Origin of the sequence: Candidatus Clostridium stratigraminis (assembly GCF_045310675.1) — a bacterium.
In the GTDB taxonomy this organism is placed as follows: domain Bacteria; phylum Bacillota; class Clostridia; order Clostridiales; family Clostridiaceae; genus Clostridium_AT; species Clostridium_AT stratigraminis.
The window spans coordinates 1-19,154 of the sequence record NZ_JBJHZZ010000011.1; the positions used below are offsets into that span (position 1 = coordinate 1).

The 19,154-nt window shown below is 31.6% G+C and carries 18 protein-coding genes and 1 tRNA gene; 9 read left to right on the forward strand and 10 right to left on the reverse strand.

Annotation, left to right across the window (positions count from 1 at the left end):
* The 5 genes from ACJDUG_RS13355 (at position 1) to ACJDUG_RS13375 (ending at position 5,788) form a co-directional block, all read left to right on the forward strand.
* Positions 1-77 (forward strand) — tRNA-Asp (locus tag ACJDUG_RS13355).
* 315 nt (positions 78-392) lie between these two features.
* Complete coding sequence (locus tag ACJDUG_RS13360; protein WP_406770380.1) at positions 393-1,385, forward strand: efflux RND transporter periplasmic adaptor subunit; 993 nt, start codon at positions 393-395, stop codon at positions 1,383-1,385.
* A gap of 18 nt (positions 1,386-1,403) precedes the next feature.
* On the forward strand, positions 1,404-4,229 hold the full coding sequence (locus ACJDUG_RS13365; RefSeq protein ID WP_406770381.1) for an ABC transporter permease: 2,826 nt from the start codon (positions 1,404-1,406) through the stop codon (positions 4,227-4,229).
* A gap of 1 nt (position 4,230) precedes the next feature.
* Entirely contained in the window at positions 4,231-4,908 is a 678-nt protein-coding gene (locus tag ACJDUG_RS13370) for an ABC transporter ATP-binding protein (RefSeq protein ID WP_406770382.1), read from the forward strand.
* A complete protein-coding gene (locus tag ACJDUG_RS13375; RefSeq protein ID WP_406770383.1) occupies positions 4,901-5,788 on the forward strand; it encodes an ABC transporter ATP-binding protein in 888 nt (295 codons plus the stop codon). Before ACJDUG_RS13370 ends, ACJDUG_RS13375 begins: the two co-directional genes overlap by 8 nt.
* Before the next feature lie 58 nt (positions 5,789-5,846).
* Here the strand turns inward: ACJDUG_RS13375 and ACJDUG_RS13380 are convergent, their stop codons facing one another.
* Together ACJDUG_RS13380 and ACJDUG_RS13385 are read right to left on the reverse strand one after the other, a co-directional pair.
* Entirely contained in the window at positions 5,847-6,827 is a 981-nt protein-coding gene (locus tag ACJDUG_RS13380; protein WP_406770384.1) for an ATP-binding protein, read from the reverse strand.
* Positions 6,820-7,809 carry a DnaD domain protein gene (locus tag ACJDUG_RS13385; protein WP_406770385.1) on the reverse strand — a complete coding sequence of 330 codons (990 nt, stop codon included), beginning with the start codon at positions 7,807-7,809 and terminating at the stop codon, positions 6,820-6,822. Before ACJDUG_RS13385 ends, ACJDUG_RS13380 begins: the two co-directional genes overlap by 8 nt.
* Before the next feature lie 198 nt (positions 7,810-8,007).
* On the opposite strand from ACJDUG_RS13385, the gene ACJDUG_RS13390 reads away from it, so the two are divergent.
* Positions 8,008-9,204, forward strand: a complete 1,197-nt coding sequence (locus tag ACJDUG_RS13390) for a M23 family metallopeptidase (RefSeq protein ID WP_406770386.1) — start codon at positions 8,008-8,010, stop codon at positions 9,202-9,204.
* Positions 9,205-9,352: 148 nt separating this feature from the next.
* Here the strand turns inward: ACJDUG_RS13390 and ACJDUG_RS13395 are convergent, their stop codons facing one another.
* From ACJDUG_RS13395 to ACJDUG_RS13415, 5 genes are all read right to left on the reverse strand, one after another.
* A complete protein-coding gene (locus ACJDUG_RS13395) occupies positions 9,353-9,868 on the reverse strand; it encodes a ferritin (protein WP_406770464.1) in 516 nt (171 codons plus the stop codon).
* Between the two features lie 142 nt (positions 9,869-10,010).
* Positions 10,011-11,204, reverse strand: coding sequence for a S8 family serine peptidase (locus ACJDUG_RS13400; RefSeq protein ID WP_406770387.1), 1,194 nt, complete (start codon positions 11,202-11,204; stop codon positions 10,011-10,013).
* 121 nt (positions 11,205-11,325) lie between these two features.
* The gene (locus ACJDUG_RS13405) at positions 11,326-11,979 is read right to left on the reverse strand and encodes a DUF1292 domain-containing protein (protein WP_406770388.1); all 654 of its coding nucleotides are present in this window, start codon (positions 11,977-11,979) and stop codon (positions 11,326-11,328) included.
* Positions 11,980-11,990: 11 nt separating this feature from the next.
* Positions 11,991-12,635 (reverse strand): PspA/IM30 family protein, encoded by a 645-nt coding sequence (locus ACJDUG_RS13410; protein ID WP_406770389.1) that lies wholly within the window; start codon positions 12,633-12,635, stop codon positions 11,991-11,993.
* 86 nt (positions 12,636-12,721) lie between these two features.
* Positions 12,722-13,261: a hypothetical protein gene (locus tag ACJDUG_RS13415; RefSeq protein WP_406770390.1), complete on the reverse strand. Its 540-nt coding sequence runs from the start codon at positions 13,259-13,261 to the stop codon at positions 12,722-12,724.
* A gap of 402 nt (positions 13,262-13,663) precedes the next feature.
* Between ACJDUG_RS13415 and ACJDUG_RS13420 the strand changes: the two genes are divergently transcribed.
* The 3 genes from ACJDUG_RS13420 (at position 13,664) to ACJDUG_RS13430 (ending at position 16,382) form a co-directional block, all read left to right on the forward strand.
* On the forward strand, positions 13,664-14,260 hold the full coding sequence (locus ACJDUG_RS13420) for a DUF1836 domain-containing protein (protein WP_406770391.1): 597 nt from the start codon (positions 13,664-13,666) through the stop codon (positions 14,258-14,260).
* A 57-nt stretch (positions 14,261-14,317) separates the two neighbouring features.
* Positions 14,318-15,154 (forward strand): sulfurtransferase, encoded by an 837-nt coding sequence (locus ACJDUG_RS13425; protein WP_406770392.1) that lies wholly within the window; start codon positions 14,318-14,320, stop codon positions 15,152-15,154.
* Positions 15,155-15,485: 331 nt separating this feature from the next.
* Positions 15,486-16,382: an HD domain-containing protein gene (locus ACJDUG_RS13430; protein ID WP_406770393.1), complete on the forward strand. Its 897-nt coding sequence runs from the start codon at positions 15,486-15,488 to the stop codon at positions 16,380-16,382.
* Positions 16,383-16,690: 308 nt separating this feature from the next.
* Here ACJDUG_RS13430 and ACJDUG_RS13435 read toward each other — a convergent pair whose 3' ends face one another.
* The 3 genes from ACJDUG_RS13435 to ACJDUG_RS13445 are packed head-to-tail and all read right to left on the reverse strand — an operon-like array spanning position 16,691 to position 19,151.
* Positions 16,691-17,434: an ABC transporter permease gene (locus ACJDUG_RS13435; RefSeq protein WP_406770394.1), complete on the reverse strand. Its 744-nt coding sequence runs from the start codon at positions 17,432-17,434 to the stop codon at positions 16,691-16,693.
* Entirely contained in the window at positions 17,431-18,183 is a 753-nt protein-coding gene (locus ACJDUG_RS13440) for an ABC transporter ATP-binding protein (RefSeq protein ID WP_406770395.1), read from the reverse strand. Before ACJDUG_RS13440 ends, ACJDUG_RS13435 begins: the two co-directional genes overlap by 4 nt.
* Before the next feature lie 17 nt (positions 18,184-18,200).
* Entirely contained in the window at positions 18,201-19,151 is a 951-nt protein-coding gene (locus ACJDUG_RS13445) for an ABC transporter substrate-binding protein (protein WP_406770396.1), read from the reverse strand.
* Between the last annotated feature and the right edge of the window lie 3 nt (positions 19,152-19,154).

Consider the following 19,154-nt stretch of genomic DNA (forward strand, 5'->3'; position numbering starts at 1 on the left):
GGCCCAGTGGCTCAGTTGGTTAGAGTGCCGGCCTGTCACGCCGGAGGTCGAGGGTTCGAGCCCCTTCTGGGTCGCCAGAAAAATCCTAAGCTATAAGCTTAGGATTTTTTTATATAGTTAATTGTGATATATAATCACAATTAACTATATTTTTCTGTCCATATTTAAAGCCATAGGAATTACAACACTATTTTTATACGTACTTTATAATAACAGGTATTGATATGGTAAAGATATATAGAGGGGAAAACATTTAACAAACAAGTAATTTTGTGGTAGTATTGTGATATTATACAATCAAAAATTTCAAGTGCCATATTGAAAACTTTGATTTGAAAAATAAGTTCTATAAATAAGTTAGAATAGCATCTAAATTTTATGGGGGGGATATCATGATTAATAAAATAAGAAAGACATTAATTTTGGGGATATGTCTTGTTATTTCAGTAGGTTTTGCAGGCTGTAGTTCAGCTAAAAAGGAGGATAAGTCGATACCTGTGCTTGTGAGTCCTGTGGCAGAAAATTTAAAAACTGAAAAGGTGCGAAAGGGTAGTATTGAAAAAGTTGGACAAACTAATGGAACTATTGTACCTGCAATTAAAACGGATTTATGCTTTAAGTTTAAAGGCGGTTACCTTTCAAAGCTTAATGTGAAGGCGGGAGATTTAATAAAAAAAGGAGATATTATAGCAGAACTAGACACAACGGATCTGCAATACAGTATAAAACTAGAGGCTTTAAGTGTGAAAGCAGCTCAACTTACCTATGATAATGCAGTTAAAAATAACTATCCAGATATAGAACAGCAAAAAGCATCATTAGCTCTTCAGGCAGAAAATTTGAAAATGGAACAGCTTAATAATGAATTAAAGGATTCTGTGCTTAGAGCTGGAGCAGCTGGAAAAGTAATTTTTGTTGCCGATGTAAAGATATCACAATTCATAAGCGGATTTCAAACTATTGCAACTGTGGCAGATATGAATTCAATTCAAGTTCAAAGTGATGGAAGTCTAAAAGATTATGCAGTTGGTATTAAGGCAGTGATAGAAGGTAATGAAAAGGATTATAAAGGTGAAATAGTATCTAATACAACTGCAAATGAAGGCACTACTCAAAATACTAAGATTGTAGTTAAGTTTTTGGAAAGTGCAAAGGGTTTGAATGTAGGAGATGTAGTAACTATAACTTGCACTTTTCTTAAGAAAGAGGGGGTTATTGTTGTGCCTTATAAAGCAGTAAGATTCGCAGTGGGGGACCATCCTTATGTGAGGATATCAAATGATGGAGATATCATAGAAAAATATGTAGAAACTGGTATTCAAGATGGAGATAATATTGAAATAACAAGTGGGCTATCTGAGGGTGATACAATAGTATTAAATTAGAAGAGCGAGGAAAGAGCTGTGTTAAAAATTACTTTTAAAAATATTTTAAAGAATAAAGTTCTTAGCCTATGCTTAGTGGTAGGCTTTATCTTTACTATAGCCGTTATTTGTGCAGTACCTATGTTTTCTGAAAGTGTACTTAATAATTATATTCAAAATATTTTTAAGTCAGCTGAAAATAAGATAGAGATAAATAATTTGAATAATGATTATACGTATTCAGCAGCACTTAAGATTACTAAAAATTTTAATTATAATGTAGACTTTAACTCATTATTTGAAGATTATAAGAATGCAAAAAAAAGTTTCTTTGCTGAGGATAAAAAGCTTGGTTTGTCAATTGTAGCAGAGAAGGCTACTTTGACGTTAGATAATATAACATATGCCTATAACAAAGGCGAAAATGAAAGTTTTTCTTCAAAGAACCAAATAGAATATATTTCTGATATTAATAAGCATATCAATTTTATTAAAGGTGAGATGGGAACGAATATACTTTCTAAAAATAATGAAGTTGAAGTTATTACGGATGAGAGTACCTTTAATAATTTTAATTTGGAGCTAAATAAATCTTATGAAGTAACAAATATAAATAAAGCGAAGCCTCTTAGGTTAAAGGTTGTAGGAGTTTTTGATATAAAAGATAAGAAAGAAGGATTTTGGTTAGACAAAGGCACTAATTTTTATTGCAAGTTTATTGTAACTGAAGGCGCTTTTGCAAATTTATTAAAAAATAATGAGGAGTATACAAGGTTATTTAACAATATAGGTTTAGAGGCTATTTATGATGTGAAATCTATTAATACAAGTAATGCAAAGCTAGCCTATGATTATGGAAAAATTCTGAGTGATACTTTTACTGCAAGGACTGGTAGTAGGGTTTTATGCACAGTTTCAGATAATCTAAAGGATTATGTGGATAAAGAGGGGCTTTACAAAACAGTTATGTGGATATTTTTAATTCCGGTTTTAATTGTGGTTTTATATTATATTTGGATGATATCTTGTTTTGTCGTGGAGGCTGATAAGGAACAGATAGCTGTATTAAAGAGTAGAGGTGCAAGTAAGCTTGAGATTATAAGAATATATTTAAATGAAGGGTTAGTTTTAAGTTCTATAGGCTTTTTGGCAGGACCAATCTTAAGCATAATATTATGCAAGGTAATTAGTTATTCTGACGGTTTCCTAGTATTTAGCAAAGATCAGGAAATAAATATAAGTTTTACATATAAAATATATATTTTAGCTGCAGTGGCTGTTATTGTTTTATTAGGCATCCTATTACTTTCAGTTCATTTTGCCTCGGAAAAATCAATTGTGGATGTGAAGAGAAATAATAATAGATATGTTAAATTTATTTTTAGTAATAAATATATGGATTTTATTCTTCTTATTATTTCAGTATATGGTTACTATAATTATGCCATAAATAAGAATGTGCTTATTTTAGGTGAAGTAAATAAAGCAAAAGCTCCATTAGATCCGTTACTATATCTTACTTCTTCTGTGTTTATTATAGGAGCAGGTATGTTTCTTCTTAGGCTTTATAGGTATATAGCAAAGTTATGCTTTAAGATCGGTAAAAACAACTATTTTACTACGCTTTATATAGCTATTATCAATCTCCTTAGATATCACTTAAAAAATAGTATTGCACTTCTTTTTGTGGTTATTACTGTAGCTATAGGTATCTTTAATCTTCATATTGCAAAGGATATTAACACTTCCTATATTAATACAGTAAAATATACTACTGGAGCCGATTTTATTTTAACGGGAAAGTGGGAAAAGTTAGCTAATACAAATGGTGAAATAGAGGTGGATAAGAATGCTAATTTATATAGCTATATTGAACCCTCTTATTCTCAGTATTCTAAGGTGGAAGGAATTGAGAAATTTACAAGGGTAGCTAATATAAGTGGCGGACGGATTGGTTTAGCAAGTAATGGAGGCATGGGTGCAGACATAATGGGTATAATTCCAAATGAATTTGGTCAGATCGCCTATTTTGACAGTCAGCTTTTAACTACACATTGGTTTAACTATCTTAATGCAATGACTAATAGGAAGGATATTGTTATAATTTCAAAAGGTCTTAGTGATGTATCTGGGATTAAGGTTGGAGATACTGTATATTACAGTATTAATCAAGGTCTTAACATACAAAGTACTGTTTATGCAGTAGTTGATTATTGGCCAGGCTATAGCAATTTACAAAATAAGAGTCTACTTATTTGTAATTTTAATTATTTGTTTAGCAGAAGTCCTATTTATCCTTATGAAATATGGATGAAGAAAAAGCCTAATATATCTGATGATGTTATATATTCTTCTATAAGAAATGAGAAGCTCCAGATTACAGAATTTAAGAATCTTAACATTGAAAATTATTATGCTAAGAATGATATTTTTCTTAAGGGAACAAACTCTATATTAAATCTTGGCTTTTTATCAATTGGGGCCATTGCTATTTTGGGTTTTATTATTTATTGGATTATATCCTTAAAGACCAGAAAGCTAAGTTTTGGCATATATAGGTCGCTTGGTATATCCTCAAAGGAGATTAGTAAAACCTTATTAATAGAGCAATTTTTAACCTTAGGTGTATCTATATTGATTGGAATAGGAGTCGGTAATATTACTAGCTGGTTATTTATACCATTAGTTAAGGAACTGTGGTATAAGAATAGATATGTTATACCTGTAAAAAACCTAAGCTATTTATATGAGTACTTACAATTTTCTGTTATACTTTTAGTGATTTTTATTATTTCATTTATTATTTTAAAAATATACATATCAAAGTTAAAGATGCATCAAGCAATTAAGTTAGGGGATGATTGATATGAATCCAATTATTAAAACCCATGAGGTTTGCAGGAATTTTAAGGTAGGAAATGAAACTATTCATGCTGTAAAAAATATTTCTCTTGAAATAGCTAAAGGATCCCTTACTATATTAAGAGGCCGTTCCGGTTCAGGGAAAACTACCCTTATTAATTTGCTAGGACTGATTGATAATCCAAACTCTGGTGAGATAAGTATATTTGATAAGGAAACAGTTAGTCTAAAGGAGGAAGAAAGAAATTTAACGAGGCAAAGTCTGTTTGGATTTGTGTTTCAAACAGGAGCATTGATTCCTAACATGACTGTATATGAAAATGTAGAACTAATATTAAGACTTAATGGAATTTCTAAAAAAGAAAGGAAGATTAGAGTTGAGCGGTGTATTGATTATGTGGGACTCTCAAAAAAATTTAATCATTATCCAGAGGAACTTTCTGGAGGTGAGCTACAAAGAATAGGTATAGCAAGAGCAATTGTACATAAACCAAAGATTATCCTTGCCGATGAACCTACCTCCGCGCTAGATTTCCATACAGGGCTAAAGATGATAAAGATTTTCAAGGAAATAATAGAAAAAGAAGACATAACTATAATTTTGACTACCCATGATCCTAAGCTTATTCCAGCAGCAGATATTGTTTACGATCTTAAGGATGGTGAACTTGTGAATGAGTAAGAATATTATAGAATGTGATAATTTATATAAGATATATAAAGAAGATGAGATAGAGGTTTTTGCGCTACAAGGTATAGACTTAACTGTAGCACAAGGTGAATTTCTTGCTATTATAGGCAGCAGTGGAAGTGGGAAATCAACTCTTTTAAATATACTGGGAGGCTTAGATAAGCCCAGTACAGGGAAGCTTTTTATAGATGGCATAGATATGTTTAAACTTACTGAAAGACAGATGAGAGAATATAAAAGAGATAAAGTAGGCTTTGTGTGGCAAAACAATGCTAGAAATCTTTTAGGGCATCTTTCGGCACTTGAAAATATAGAGGTAGTATTAGGCTTTTCTAAAGGTTCTAAAAAAGATAAAAATAGGGGATTAGATCTATTAGAGAGAGTTGAAATGTCACACAGAAGAAATAGCAAGCTTAGCGAGCTTTCAGGAGGAGAACAGCAAAGAGTAGCCATTGCAATAGCACTTGCTAATAATCCTAAAATACTACTTGCAGATGAGCCAACAGGTTCAGTAGATAGTAAAACAAGTAGTTCCATATTTAAGCTTTTTAATGACTTAAACAAGGCTTTAAAGCTTACAATTATTGTGGTTACTCATGATATGCAGGTTGCTCATAAGGTTAATAGAGTGGTGGCAATAAGTGACGGCAAGATATCAAAGGAACTTATATCCAAGGCTTTGTATGATAATGATTGCATAAATAAAGAAGAGCTATTTACAGATATTAGTAGTGGAGATACTCATGAAGAATATCTTGTACTAGACAGATATGGTAGAGTTCAATTACCACTGCAATTTCTAGAAATAATGAAGGCTTCTAATAAGGTAAGGGCAAAAATGGTAGATGGAAATATAATCATACATACTTAGGAGAAAATAATTTATAAAAAAGTTTGGCAGAATATTTTTATACCTCTGCCAAACTTTTTTACTTTGCCTTGCTTAAATTCTTTTTTATCCTTATATCATCACCGAAGAACTTATAAAGTCCAAAGTTTCCAAGAAGTCTGGAACTTATTCTTTCAGAATAAATCTGAAGTAGTTCTTCTAGCTTGCAATTAGTGGAAACGATCATATTTTTGCCATTTAATAGCTTTTTGTTTAATAAATTAAATAATTCTGTTTTCGAAAAATCAGTAATTTGTTCAGTTCCAAGGTCATCAATTATGAGTAAGTCGCAATTTATTATAAGCTCCTCTAGAGCTTCGTCTCCATCAAAGAGAATATGCTTTAGATTTTGAATGAGGCTGTCAGCTGTTCTGTAGACAACAAGATAACCTTTATCTAGAAGCTCCTTTGCTATACAATTTGATAAAAATGTTTTTCCAGTTCCAGAATTTCCGTAGAACAGCATATTCTCATGAGTGTCACCAAAGGTTCTAATGAAATTCATAGAACGAGTAAATATTTTCTCCATGTTCTTTCTTGGACTTTCATGTTCATTTTCATTTTTTCTTGTAGAATAGTACTCAACCTTAAAGTTATCAAAGTTATTATCCTTAGTGAGAATACTTAGTTCAGAATTCTTGTAATATATTTTAACTAAGTTTTGTTTATAACAAGAACACTTTTGATTACCAATAAAGCCTGTATCTTTGCATTTTTCACACCTATAATGTAAATCTAAATAGTTAATAGGGTAACCATTTTTATAAAGAAGCTCAGATTTCTTAATTCTTAAATCAGTTATTTTTTCCTTTAACATAGCTAGATATTGGTCTCGATTTTGAATATCCTTAAAGGAGCTTAAAGAAAGTTCTACGCAAAGTTTACCGATTTCTCGTTCAAGCTCTAGTACCAGAGGAAGCTTTTTTTCTATTTCCTGCTTTCTTGAAGCTAAATTTTTAGCTTCTTCTTCTCTTATATTCTCATAAATTGTTAGTATTTCAGCTTGGTAACCATTAATCATTGTTATCCTCCCAGCCTAGAAGCTTCTTTTCCAATTCATCAAAGTTATAAGTTCTCTGCTCAAAGTTATTAAAGGTGCTGTTATTATTTTGTTTATTATAGACATTATTTCTCTTAGGAGAATGTGATTTTATATCTTTTTTTGAGATATCATCTAAGGAAGTTATACCGTCCTTAAACCAACTTGTAAGTATGCCATCAATATACTTAAACTCAGCTTTGTTGATTCTTTCAAAGCATATATCACAAGCTTTATATATTACTTCAAGAGGGAATTTATAAGTATTTATCCATTTATCAAGCATATCCTCTTGGGGCTTCATTACCTCTCCATCTTTTATACCAAGATAATTAAGTATCTTTCGGATTTTTATCCACTTATCTTCATGTCTTTTTATATAAGCTTGAGCTTCTTCTATTGTTATTATTTTAGAATCAAACCAGCCAATTGCAATTTTCTCTATATACCTATAGTCAGTTTTGCCTTTAGAAACACAATATTGAATAAGCAGCAAAATCAGCTCTTGAGGGAAATTATATTCCTTCTGCCATCCAATATAAAGGCTCATTTCTTTAGGAGAAAGAGGCCGTCCCAAAAGCTTTTCAATATCCTGAAGCATACCCTTTGTTGAGTTGTTGTTTAATTCCTGAAGCAAGTTTATATTATCATCACTAGCATTAGTTTTCTCGCTTAAATCCATGAATTGAATATTGAAATTACCCATGTTATCAATGGGCATCATTTTTATGACACCCTCATCATTCCAATAATTCCATGCATTTAGCACATCGGTTTCTAATAGGTGCAGTGTACTTGCAAGAATTGAGGAACTAACTCCAATTTCACCTGTTATGCAGTATTTTAAACCTAATAGATAAACCTTAACAAAGTCTCCTCTAGCTTTTGTCATGTAATTATCTATAAAAATGTTGCTGACAGGTGTAAAGTTTTGAGCTTTGCTTTTAAACATAAAAGTGCTCATTTCACCGCAACCTTTCTTATTGAATTTATACAACATCTTGTATTGTACCAATTTATTATAACAAAATACAGGCAGTTACTCAACATATCAAAGATGTGAACAATAAGTTAAATTTATTATATTAAAGCTTTATTTGCAATTTTAATTATAATTATGGAAATATTGGGTATATTATCTAAGGTGAAAGGAGAGATAACCTTGAGTCATTGTATAATCAGTAGAAAAGCCATAAGCATTATGGCTGTTTCAGCAACTTTATGCATATCCAGCATATTGTACAGTGTTAATGAGCCTAACGCCTATGAAATATGTATAGATAAGAAGGTAATAGCCTATATAAATAATGATAAAAAGGATTTGGATTTAGTAAATAACATAGTAGAAGAACTATCAAGTAGATTTTCTACTTTAAAGCTTAAGAATTCTCTAACAATAAATACGGTAAAGATAAATGAAGAGTTAATAACTGATGATTCATTTTTAAAAGAATCAATTGTTGACAATTCAGGTATATTAATTGACGCCTATGCAATGATGGCGGATGGAAGAGAATTTGCAGTTGTTGCAAGTAAAGATGAGGGAAACAAAATACTAGAAAACGTTAAAAACAATTATATTACTAAAAGTGGTTTGGAAGTTAAAAGTTGTGATTTAAAGACAAATATTAAATACGTTAAGAAAAGAGTGCCCATGTCTCAAATAGATGACATACCTATTGTAGTAAATAGAATAGAAGCAGTAAATGAAAAAGCACAGGGTCAGTTAGTTGCTTATGCACTCAAAGGTATAAAGGAAAACAGCGAGGTTATATCATCAACAATTTCTATTAAGTGGTCAGATGATATGACCGTAGGGCAGAGCAAGCTTATAGATAATGGAAAGGAAGGTAAAAAGACTGTAACAAAGGAAATACAAATGATAAATAGTAAAGTGCTAAGTACAAGAGTCAACAGCGAGAAAGTTACTGTTGAGCCAAGAAACAAGGTAGTATTACAGGGGAGTAAAAGCCCAGGAGCTGTGGCTGCAGTAATATTTTATACTCCTTCTAGAGGAACTATATCCTCAGGCTTCGGAATGCGTTGGGGAAAAATGCACGAAGGCTTGGACATTGCAGCTAATATGGGAGATCCAATTTATGCTGCCTTAGATGGAAAGGTAATATATTCGGGGTGGGAAACAGGCTATGGAAATGTTATAAAGCTTCAGCATGAAAATGGGCTCATTACTATATATGGTCATTGTAGCAGGCTTGATGTTACTGTAGGGCAGAAGGTTAACAAGGGGGATAAAATAGCCTTAGTGGGAAGTACAGGAAACAGCACAGGACCTCATTTACATTTTGAAGTAAGAGTAAATGGGGTGGCTCAGAACCCGGTGGCTTTTTTGAGTAAATAAATTCCAGAACTATTAACCTTAAAGATTATAATATTTAGAAATGAAGATTGAAAAACAAGAAGGCTTTGCTTTAGCAAAGCCTTCTTTAATCCTCATTTATCATATAAAGTACGTTATTTCTTTAAAATTTATACTTTATAATAATTAGTTATACTGCAGTGTTAGTTGGTGGTACAAATACTCTTGCAGCTAATTCTGTATCCAGCATATATAAGGCTGCGTTATCACTGCCTATACGCTCCAGCTTTTTAATGACTGTGTTTACAGTTGCTTCTTCTTCTACCTGCTCATCTATAAACCATTTTAAGAAACTCATTGTAGCGTGGTTTCTTTCTTCTGTGGCAGCATCTGCTATAGCATATATATTTCTAGTGTTTGATTTTTCATGCTGAAGAGCAGCCTTGAAGGCTTCTAGAATTGAGCCATAATCATTTCTTGGTTCTGGATTATTATTTATTCTAACTCTAACATCCATATCCACTAAATAGTCAAAAAATTTCATAGCGTGAAATCTTTCTTCTTCTGCCTGAACTCTGAAGAAATTTGCAAAGCCATCTAAGTCTTGATCTGCACAGTAAGCAGACATTGCTAAGTATACATGTTCTGAAAAGAATTCATAATTTATCTGGTTGTTTATTAATTCTGTAAGTTTTTCACTAAACATCATATTTCCTCCTAAGTATTAATTTTTTTATTTATAAATGTAATTGGTAATATTTATTACATTTATAATACTATAGTATAGCCAGTTTTTAAATAGAGATAACAATAATTTTCAAATTATTAATATTTATTAATAATATTAATTAAATGAATAATTTGCCTATGTCTAATACCCCTGCACCCTGACACCACTTACTTATTTCTAGTTCCTTACATGACACCCTTAATAACGAACGGATATCTTTAAAGGAAAGGCCTGGTTTACTTTCTAAGAGCAAGGCGCATGCTCCACAGATATAAGCTGCTGCGCAAGAAGTTCCTGAGTAGGTAATATAGGGGTTATCTAAAGGGGGTGCATATATTTTTATTCCATTTCTTTCAGAGATAAAAGCTTTATTGGTATTAAGAGAGCAAATGTCCACACAGGCTGCTGATAAGTCTGGTTTCTCAAGTTTAGACAAGGGGCCTATGGAAGAGTGTATATAAGGCTTTGGACTAGCAATAGTATCTAAACCGGAAACAGTAATACAATTAGACAAAGTAGCAATTCCATTAATAGTACCTTCCCCTGGACCGCTGTTTCCGCTTGGAGCTACAATAACAATATTGTTTTTAATAGCTAAATCAAATAATTTATTAAAAAGAGTTAGAATAAACTGGTTATAGTCTAAAACTTCAAATGGAAGGCAGAGAATTCTTATATTGAATTCCTCCCTTTCTCTAATTATAAGATCTATTGCATACAATATGTCTGATATATAACCCCTTCCAATGCTGTTAAATGCCTTAATTGAATAAATATGGCTGTTTTCTGCTATACCTTTGTACATTCCCTTTGAAGTATAACCGCTTCCGCAAATTATCCCACTTAAAAAGGTACCATGTCCATTATCGTCATAGGGATACTTAACATTATTAATGACATCCAAAAATTTTTTAACCTTGTGGTTAGGATGAATAAGGTCGTTATGAGGATATGTTCCGGTATCTACAAGGCCTATTCCAACACCTTTTCCTGTAAAATTGTACTTTTCACGAGAACTTATCCCATTTGCACTTAATACACTGCTGCCACACAAAATGGCTGTGGTATCAAAGGATATATGGGATACTTCCGGATACTCTAGCAACCTTTCAATACTCCCCGCGGATAAATATGCACTTATACAGTTTAAGGAGGGAATTGAATGTATTAGTTCAGCTTTAAAAGATTTTATCTTCTTCTCTATATTTTCTCTAAGGGTTTTACATTGAATAATTACTCTATAGTGCTTATAGTAATTATTAGATAATGCAATTTTCAAACTAGGATCTAATTTGTTTTTTATAGAGAACAAATGAAGCCTCCTGAAAAAATGGTTCCATAATATATTATGTTTATTTTATAATATTGATACAAATTATAAAATAAAAGGTTTTGCCATTAGGCAAAACCAATTTTATAATTATTAATTTAAGTTATTGCTCTACACTCTGAAAGGTGGAAACAATAAAATCAAATTCTTCTCCATCAGTAATCTCACCATAGCTGTCCTCTGAGATACCAGGGTAATAATAAAGTATAAATTTCTCCTCTGTTCTCAAATTCTTAATTATTATATACTTTTGATCCTTTAGAGCATTTTGAAGTGTAGCCAGTACATTAAATCTGTCTATATCTCCAGTTTTATCATTATTTAAAGTTAAGATCCAATTATCATGTATAGTCACATTTATTTTTTCATGATCACAGAAAACTATTCTTGAATTTTCGCGACAGCCAAGGCAACCGTCAAATTTGTTCTCGGTGCAGTTCCTATAAACACATTCACTGCAGTGTTCCAGCTGATTTAAGCTATCAGCATTATCGTGTTTATAAGAATTTAAAAGGTCAATATATTTGTCATCATTAAAGAAACTAAGGAAGCCACCTTTTTTGTGAGCTTCTCTTTCAGCTGTTTCTATAAGATCAATATACCTTTTAAGAACAGAAAGCTTGGTAACATATTTTCTTTTATTAAGTTCACCATTTTCTAAAAACGGAGAAATATTGTCTACAGCGTAGGTAAGGTCCACATAGACCTTACCATAACGCTCTCTTTCATGTTTTAGGAAATCTTCAGCTCTTCCCATGCAATCACCTATTATTTATATTTTTTTAATTCTTCATCAAGATCTACTTCATTAAGCTCTTTAAATTCATCTTCAAGAGATGTATCTGTCTTTAATTCTCCAAGACCTTCAGCATAAGCTTCCTTCTTTTGAATTTTTCTTTCAATGTCCTCTACGCTTATTTTGTTGCTCTTAGTTTCTACATTTGCAAGTATTTCATTTACTTTGCCACTAGCTTCTGCATTATTATATCTTGCTGCAGCTTCGTCTCTATATCTTCTCGTCTTTTCTATTTCTTCCTCTAATTCTTTTAGCTTTGCTTTTACTGAATCTGCCTTTTGTCTGGCTTCTTCAAAGCTAACCTTTAAGCCGCTATAACTCTTATCAGCCTCAAGTTTTTTTGCAAGAGCTTTTTTAGCTAATTCTTCATTACCCTTACTCATAGCAAGTTTAACTTTTTCATCGAAATCCTTAGATTCTTTTTCTGCAGCCTCCATTTTCTTTTCAATTTCATGAACATTACCAAGAATTTGAGCAGATGAAAGTTTTGCATTGTTTAAGATTTCTTCCATATCCCTTACCTTCTGATCAAGTAGTTCAATTGGGTTCTCCATATCGTCAATTGCACTGTTTACCTTTGCCCTAAAGATGTTGGACATTCTTCCGAATACTCCCATTTTAAAAATCCTCCTTAAAATTTTAATAAATAATTTGTGCTTACACACATTTTGTTTGTAAGTTTAATGTAAAAGTCCATTTTGGACTAGTACCTTCTTCTTGAATTTTTTATTATCTTATAGATAACAATTATTACGATTATTGTTAGTATAAGTCTAATAATACTGCTGAAAATATTTCCTACAGCCTGAATTGGACTGTAGTAGCCTCCATAATAGGAATTATGAGATCCCCATGGAATAGGAATTGGTATTGGTAATATACTTCTTTTGGTGCCGCTTGAGCTGGAAGTTCCTCCTGTGTTTCCTGAAGAACTCTTTGGAGCAGTGCTAAAGCCTCCTGATTTAAATCCTCCAGAAGATGATTTCGAAGAACTAGAGCTGCTAGAAGATGATTTACTAGAACTAGAATTTCCAGGAAAGGACTTAGGAGTACTGTAACTACCAGATTTAAACCCACTTGAAGAAGATTTAGAGCTGCTAAAGCTGCTGGAAGATTTAAAACCTCCTGATTTACCTGCGGCATATACAATGCTATAATGCCTATCCCCTTTAAAGTTATTTAAAAATGCAGGTGATAAAACATCAACTGATATAAAGAGAACAGCCAAAATAATACTGAACAATAGTCTATTTTTTTTATTAATTTCCTTCACCCCCAAGAAAAAGTAATATAATGTAATTATACAGCTTTTTATATAAACTTCATATTCAATATTTATTCCTTATGCATTTGATTATGATTAAATTTGTTTCAGATAACTTATGTTTTAATTATAGGTTATACAATACTATATTACAAGTATAATATTAACCTATATAATGCATATTAAAACCATTTGATTTATTTGTTCAATTGTACCTTAATATATCTCCCATTATCTCCTATTTTCTTTAAATTTAAAAATAATTTCTTACAGAATATAACTTGTAATGGGTTTATTAGTAACTTATAATATAAGTAAGTAAATTAATGAGAGATCTTTAAATTATTTATTATATAAATATAATATGAAGGAGGAGTAAAGATGGAGGATAACAGGAAATATGGAATAGACTTTATAAAGAAAATGGCTGCTGACATCTCAAGTAACACAATAGTATCCTACGATGATTTGCCCAGGTATGATTTATTTTTATCACAGGTAATAGATTTTCTAAATGATAAATTCGAGGATGAAAAATACACCACTAATATTGTACAAAATTATATAAAGGGAGAAGTAATATCAAAGCCTGAAGACGGAAAGAAAAGGGGCTATACCAAGGATCATCTGGCACAGCTTTTATTATTAAGTTATATGAGGCCAATTCTTACAACTGAAGAAATAAAAAAAGTTTTCAAGCTTGCTTTTAATAATATTAATAATAATAGTGATGATATTATTTCTTGGAAAATGGCCTACAAGGTTTTTTCAAATCTTCAAGAAGAGATGTTTCAAAACTTTCTTAAGGAAGACCATTTTAAAGAAGATATAATTAATGATTTAATTAGTGACAGTGAGCTTAGGGAAGAGGATAAAGAAAGAATAGAAGTCTTTTTAATAGTCATGACTTTAATAGCTGAGGCTAGTGCAATTAAAAAACTTGCTAAGAAAATAATTGATGAATACAATCAAGAATAAATTAATATCTGAAAATGTAAAGATTTTTAAAGTTAAACTTAAGTGAAAGGTGAGAATATGAGTAATTTAGTTACACCGAAATGGCTTTATGAACATCTTAAAAATAATGACTTAGTTATAGCAGACTGCAGAGCGGATTTGTTTGATAAGGATTATGGCAGAAGAGTCTATGATGAAGGTCACATTGAAGGAGCACAATTTATAGAGGTAAAAAAAGATTTAGCAGGAGAAGTTAAAGAGTATGGTGGCAGAAGTCCTATGCCGTCACTTAAGGTATTTAAAGAAAAACTTGAGGATATAGGCATAGATAAGAGCAAGATAGTGGTTGCTTATGATGAGGCACAACTAGCAGGTGCAGAAAGATTTTGGTGGATGCTAAAGTATATAGGACATGATAAGGTGTATGTTTTAAATGGCGGAATAAGGGCTTGGCAAAGAGATGCTTATCCGTTAACTACGAAAGTAAAGAAAAATGAAATTGGAAAAATTGAATTAAGACTTGATAAAAGCTTAATTGCGGATATAAGTGAAGTTAGAAATAACATGAGTAAGGAAGGCTTTATTATAGTTGATTCCAGGGCAAAGGAAAGATATAAGGGAGATATTGAGCCAATAGATAAAAAGGCAGGACATATTCCTGGAGCTGTGAATTATTATTGGAAGGATGTATTAAAAGAAAACGGTGAATTTCGATCAAAAGAAGATTTAGAAGTTCATTTTAGAATGCTCAAGGGATATAAAAATATTACTTTGCAATGCGGTTCAGGCATAGATGCCTGCGGCAACTTCATAGCAATGAGCGAAATAAATATGAAGCCTAAGCTCTATGTGGGCAGCTGGAGCGATTGGGTAAGCTATGATAATAATCCAGTAGCAGTAGGTGAAAAGCCTTAAAAAATACAAATAAAGATGCAAATGCGATACAATATATAAAATATGCTACATGAGCTAATCGCTGTGAAAGAAGCTCTAAGCTCAGATTAGCCACAAAACCAAGTGTTTTCGTAAATTCATTTCATTCAGACGAACAACACTAAGGCTTTGTGGCTATTCTTTCGTTAAGAGCTTCTATCTCTCGCTATATGCTCGTTCCACATATTTAATATATTTTCACTAAATTTCATATTATTTATTAATAAAATTTATTTCAAATTTGGATAGAATCTTTAACAGTGTGAAAAATAATATGGAGGTGTATAAGTTTTAAGAGGAAAGGTGGAAAAAGATGAAATCTGCATTTGTTAAGGATTTAAAGAATAAAGAAATTATAGATGGCACTTTTATGATAATGAAGATTCTTGCTAAAGAAGGAAAGAACTTAACTGTCTACATAGGAGATAAGACTGGGGATTTAAAGGCAAGAATTACAGAAGCCGATGATAATTTAAAGGTTGGAGACGTTATTAATATAAGAGGCAATAATAACTTTGAACTACTGGTAACAAAATATAAAAGAGAAAGCAGATTTAATTTAGATGATTTTTTACCTTGCTTAAGTAAACCCCTTGAAGAAATATTAAGTGAGATGGATAAGATCTCCAAGGAGGAATTTAAAACAACGGAATGCAAGGCCTTAAATGATTATTTCTTTAATAATGAGACTTTTGTAGAAAGGTTTAAAAGAGGGATAGGTGGACTTAATCAGCATCATAATTATATAGGAGGTCTAGCAGAACATACTCTGAATGTAATGTACATGGCCAAGGCAATTGCCTATAGATATGACTGCAGGTACAAAGACCTAGCAATTCTTTCTGCAAAACTTCATGATATAGGAAAAATAGAAGAATATAATGTAGATGGTCCTTTTTCTGTTTCTACGAGAGGTGAAATGGAAGGACATATAGTTATAGGAATAACAATGCTACAGGAAGCTTTTAAAGCCGGAGGAGATATTTATAGTGAAGATTTTAAAAATAGGGTAAAAGGTTGTATAGTTCAGCATCATGGCAAAGTGGAATTCGGATCTCCTAAAACCCCCAATACAGAGGAAGCCTTTATTGTCCATTATGCTGATTTTGTAGATGCAACCTTTAATAAATTAGGTCAGGTAAAGGATAAAACCGAACTAGATGCTTGGTCTGAATATGACAGAAGAATAGGGACTAGATTGCTGCATTAATTAAGAATTAACTAATTCTATTTTCAGTATAAATGTATTTATCATTTTCAATAGTAATTATAAGAAGATTCAAAAAAACCCTATAAAAACTATAAATATTCATAAAAATGACTGGTTAACCAATAAGTTACTGTTAATTAACAAATTCTTAACAATATCATGATATTATTATATTAAGAAGTTAGATCCCCCTTAGAGATAATTTCTAAACATAAAGGTGTTAGACTATGTGTACTAACACCTATTTTTTTTATTTTATATAAAATTATGTAATTACATCTCAAAAGCTAGTTAGAACTTCATAAATTTTATGCCTTCCATTTACATATTACCTCTTCAAGTATATCAATTAAGATAAATAAAAAGAAACCAAGAAGACTTATTACAAGTATACCAGCATACATGCTTATGTAATCAATTCTAGTCCAAGCATCAAGTATATAATAACCAATTCCATATTGTGTTCCATAGCCTTCAGCAAAAAATAAAATAGAAAGAGCTGTACCTACGGATAATCTTAAGTTAGTCAATAATTCTGGCATAATAGCAGGGAGAGTTATGTTTGTAAAAATCTGAAGCCTAGAAGCACCCAGACTTTTTATAGGGTTATAGGTTTCCTCTGGAATATTTATTACTGCGTCTCTCACTGCAACAATAATTTGAAATATCAATATCAATACTATAATAATTACCTTGGAGGAATCTCCAAGACCAAATAATAACATTACAACTGGCAGCAAAGCTGTTTTAGGTATAGGATATGTAAAATAGACTAAAGGATTTAATATTTTATTCCAAAGCTTAGAATAAGCCATTGTAAGGCCTATGGCTACTCCAAGCACCAAAGAAATAATAAGTCCATAGGATACTCTATATAAGCTTACCAAAACATGCAGGTATAATTTTTCACCATATAGATTAGTTAAATTAAAATATATGTCAGTAGGTTTTGGAAGTACTCTCATATTAATTACTACAGCAAGAATATACCATAAGATATTAAATAATATAAAGCCCTCTATAAAAAGCTTAATTTTCTTTTTTACCTTCATATTTTCCACCCTTTTTTAATTATGCTTCTTATATGTGAAGATAATTTAAGATATTCTTCCTTTTCTCGCAGGTTTTCAGTATTAAACAGGGAATTATCAATTATCTCTACTATAGTACCTGGGCAGTGGGATAATATTACAATTTTTTTCCCCATGTATATGGCCTCTTCAATGCTGTGAGTAACAAAAACTGTAGTGGTCTTATACTTATTCCATATTTCTATAAAAAGTTCCTGTGCTTCTTCTCGTGTAAGAGCATCTAGTGCTGAAAATGGTTCGTCCATTAAAAGTAAATCTGGATTCATAATAAAGGCTCTGGCTATAGCTACCCTTTGCCTCTGACCACCGCTTAATTCCTTCGGATATCTATCCATTAAAGAATCTATATTTAATTTGCAAAGAATATACTTAATTCTTTCCTTCATTTCCGTATCTATAGTTTTTCCCTTGATTTTTATAGAAAGAAGACAGTTCTTCTCAACGTTCTTCCAGGGAAGGAGCCCAAAGTTTTGAGGTATAAATCCAATGTTATGTATCTTTGGATTTATAGCTTTATTATTGATAAAAATATTGCCTTCATAATTTTTTAGAATTCCACTTAGGGCATTTAGAAAAGTGGATTTACCGCAGCCTGAAGGTCCTATTACAGCATAAATATCTCCAGAAGAAATATTTATGCTTATAGGGCCAAGTGCATTTACCTCTTTTTTTGCACTGTAGCTCACAGAAAGCTTATCTACCTCTACCATGATAAGTCCCTCCGATTTTATTTAGTACCTATATCACTCATTAAATCCTTAGGATTTAAAGTTTTCTTAACAAGACCATTTTTAACTGTCCAATCTACAGCAGCTTGAACCTCAGCTTCTGTTGGAAGTGTATTTTTCTTAAATTTAGGCAGCTTAATATTTCCTTTCATACTCTCAGGATAACCTACAGCTTTTATTATAATATCTTCATATTCAGAAATAGGAGTATTATTTATATAGTCTACTGCCTCGTTATAAGCCTTATAAAAGGCTTTTATTTCAGCACTTTTATCATCTAACGATTTTTGTGTAAAGGCTGTTACAGAAGTAAAGGCACCTAATTTGCTTGCACTTTCAAGTAAGGTCCCGCCATCACTTATAGCTAGGGAAGAAAATGGTTCTGGTAGTAGTGCAGCGTCTACATTATTATTCTTTAGCATTTCTAGTCTAGTTGGTATTGCAGGAACTATTGACTTTTTTACATCTTTTGGGGAAAGACTATTTTTCTCCAGAATCTTATCAAGGGAATATTCAATTGAAGTCTTTTCAGAAATTGCTACACTTTTGCTCTTAATATCTTTTATTGATTTTATACCAGATTTTGCACCTGCAATTAACATAAAGTCACCGTCAGTAACACCAGTTATCTTTACATTAAAATCTGCATTTTGATATAGAGAGATAGCTATATAATCACAAATTACTCCATCTAAGTTTCCAGCTTGATAAGCAGCATCTCTATCCTTAGAGTTTTTAAAAGCCTGAAAGTTGACATCTACTCCTTCTTTCTTAAAAAACCCCTTTTCATTAGCTATTACAATTGGCACTGCATCTACCGAGGCCATGGCACCAAAATTTAAAGTTTTTTTAGTGGCAGCAGTATTCTCTTTTACTGGTGAACAAGCAGCAGTGGAAATTGCTATAATGGAAGCAGTAAATATACATAATAGTTTTTTTAATTTAATCATTTT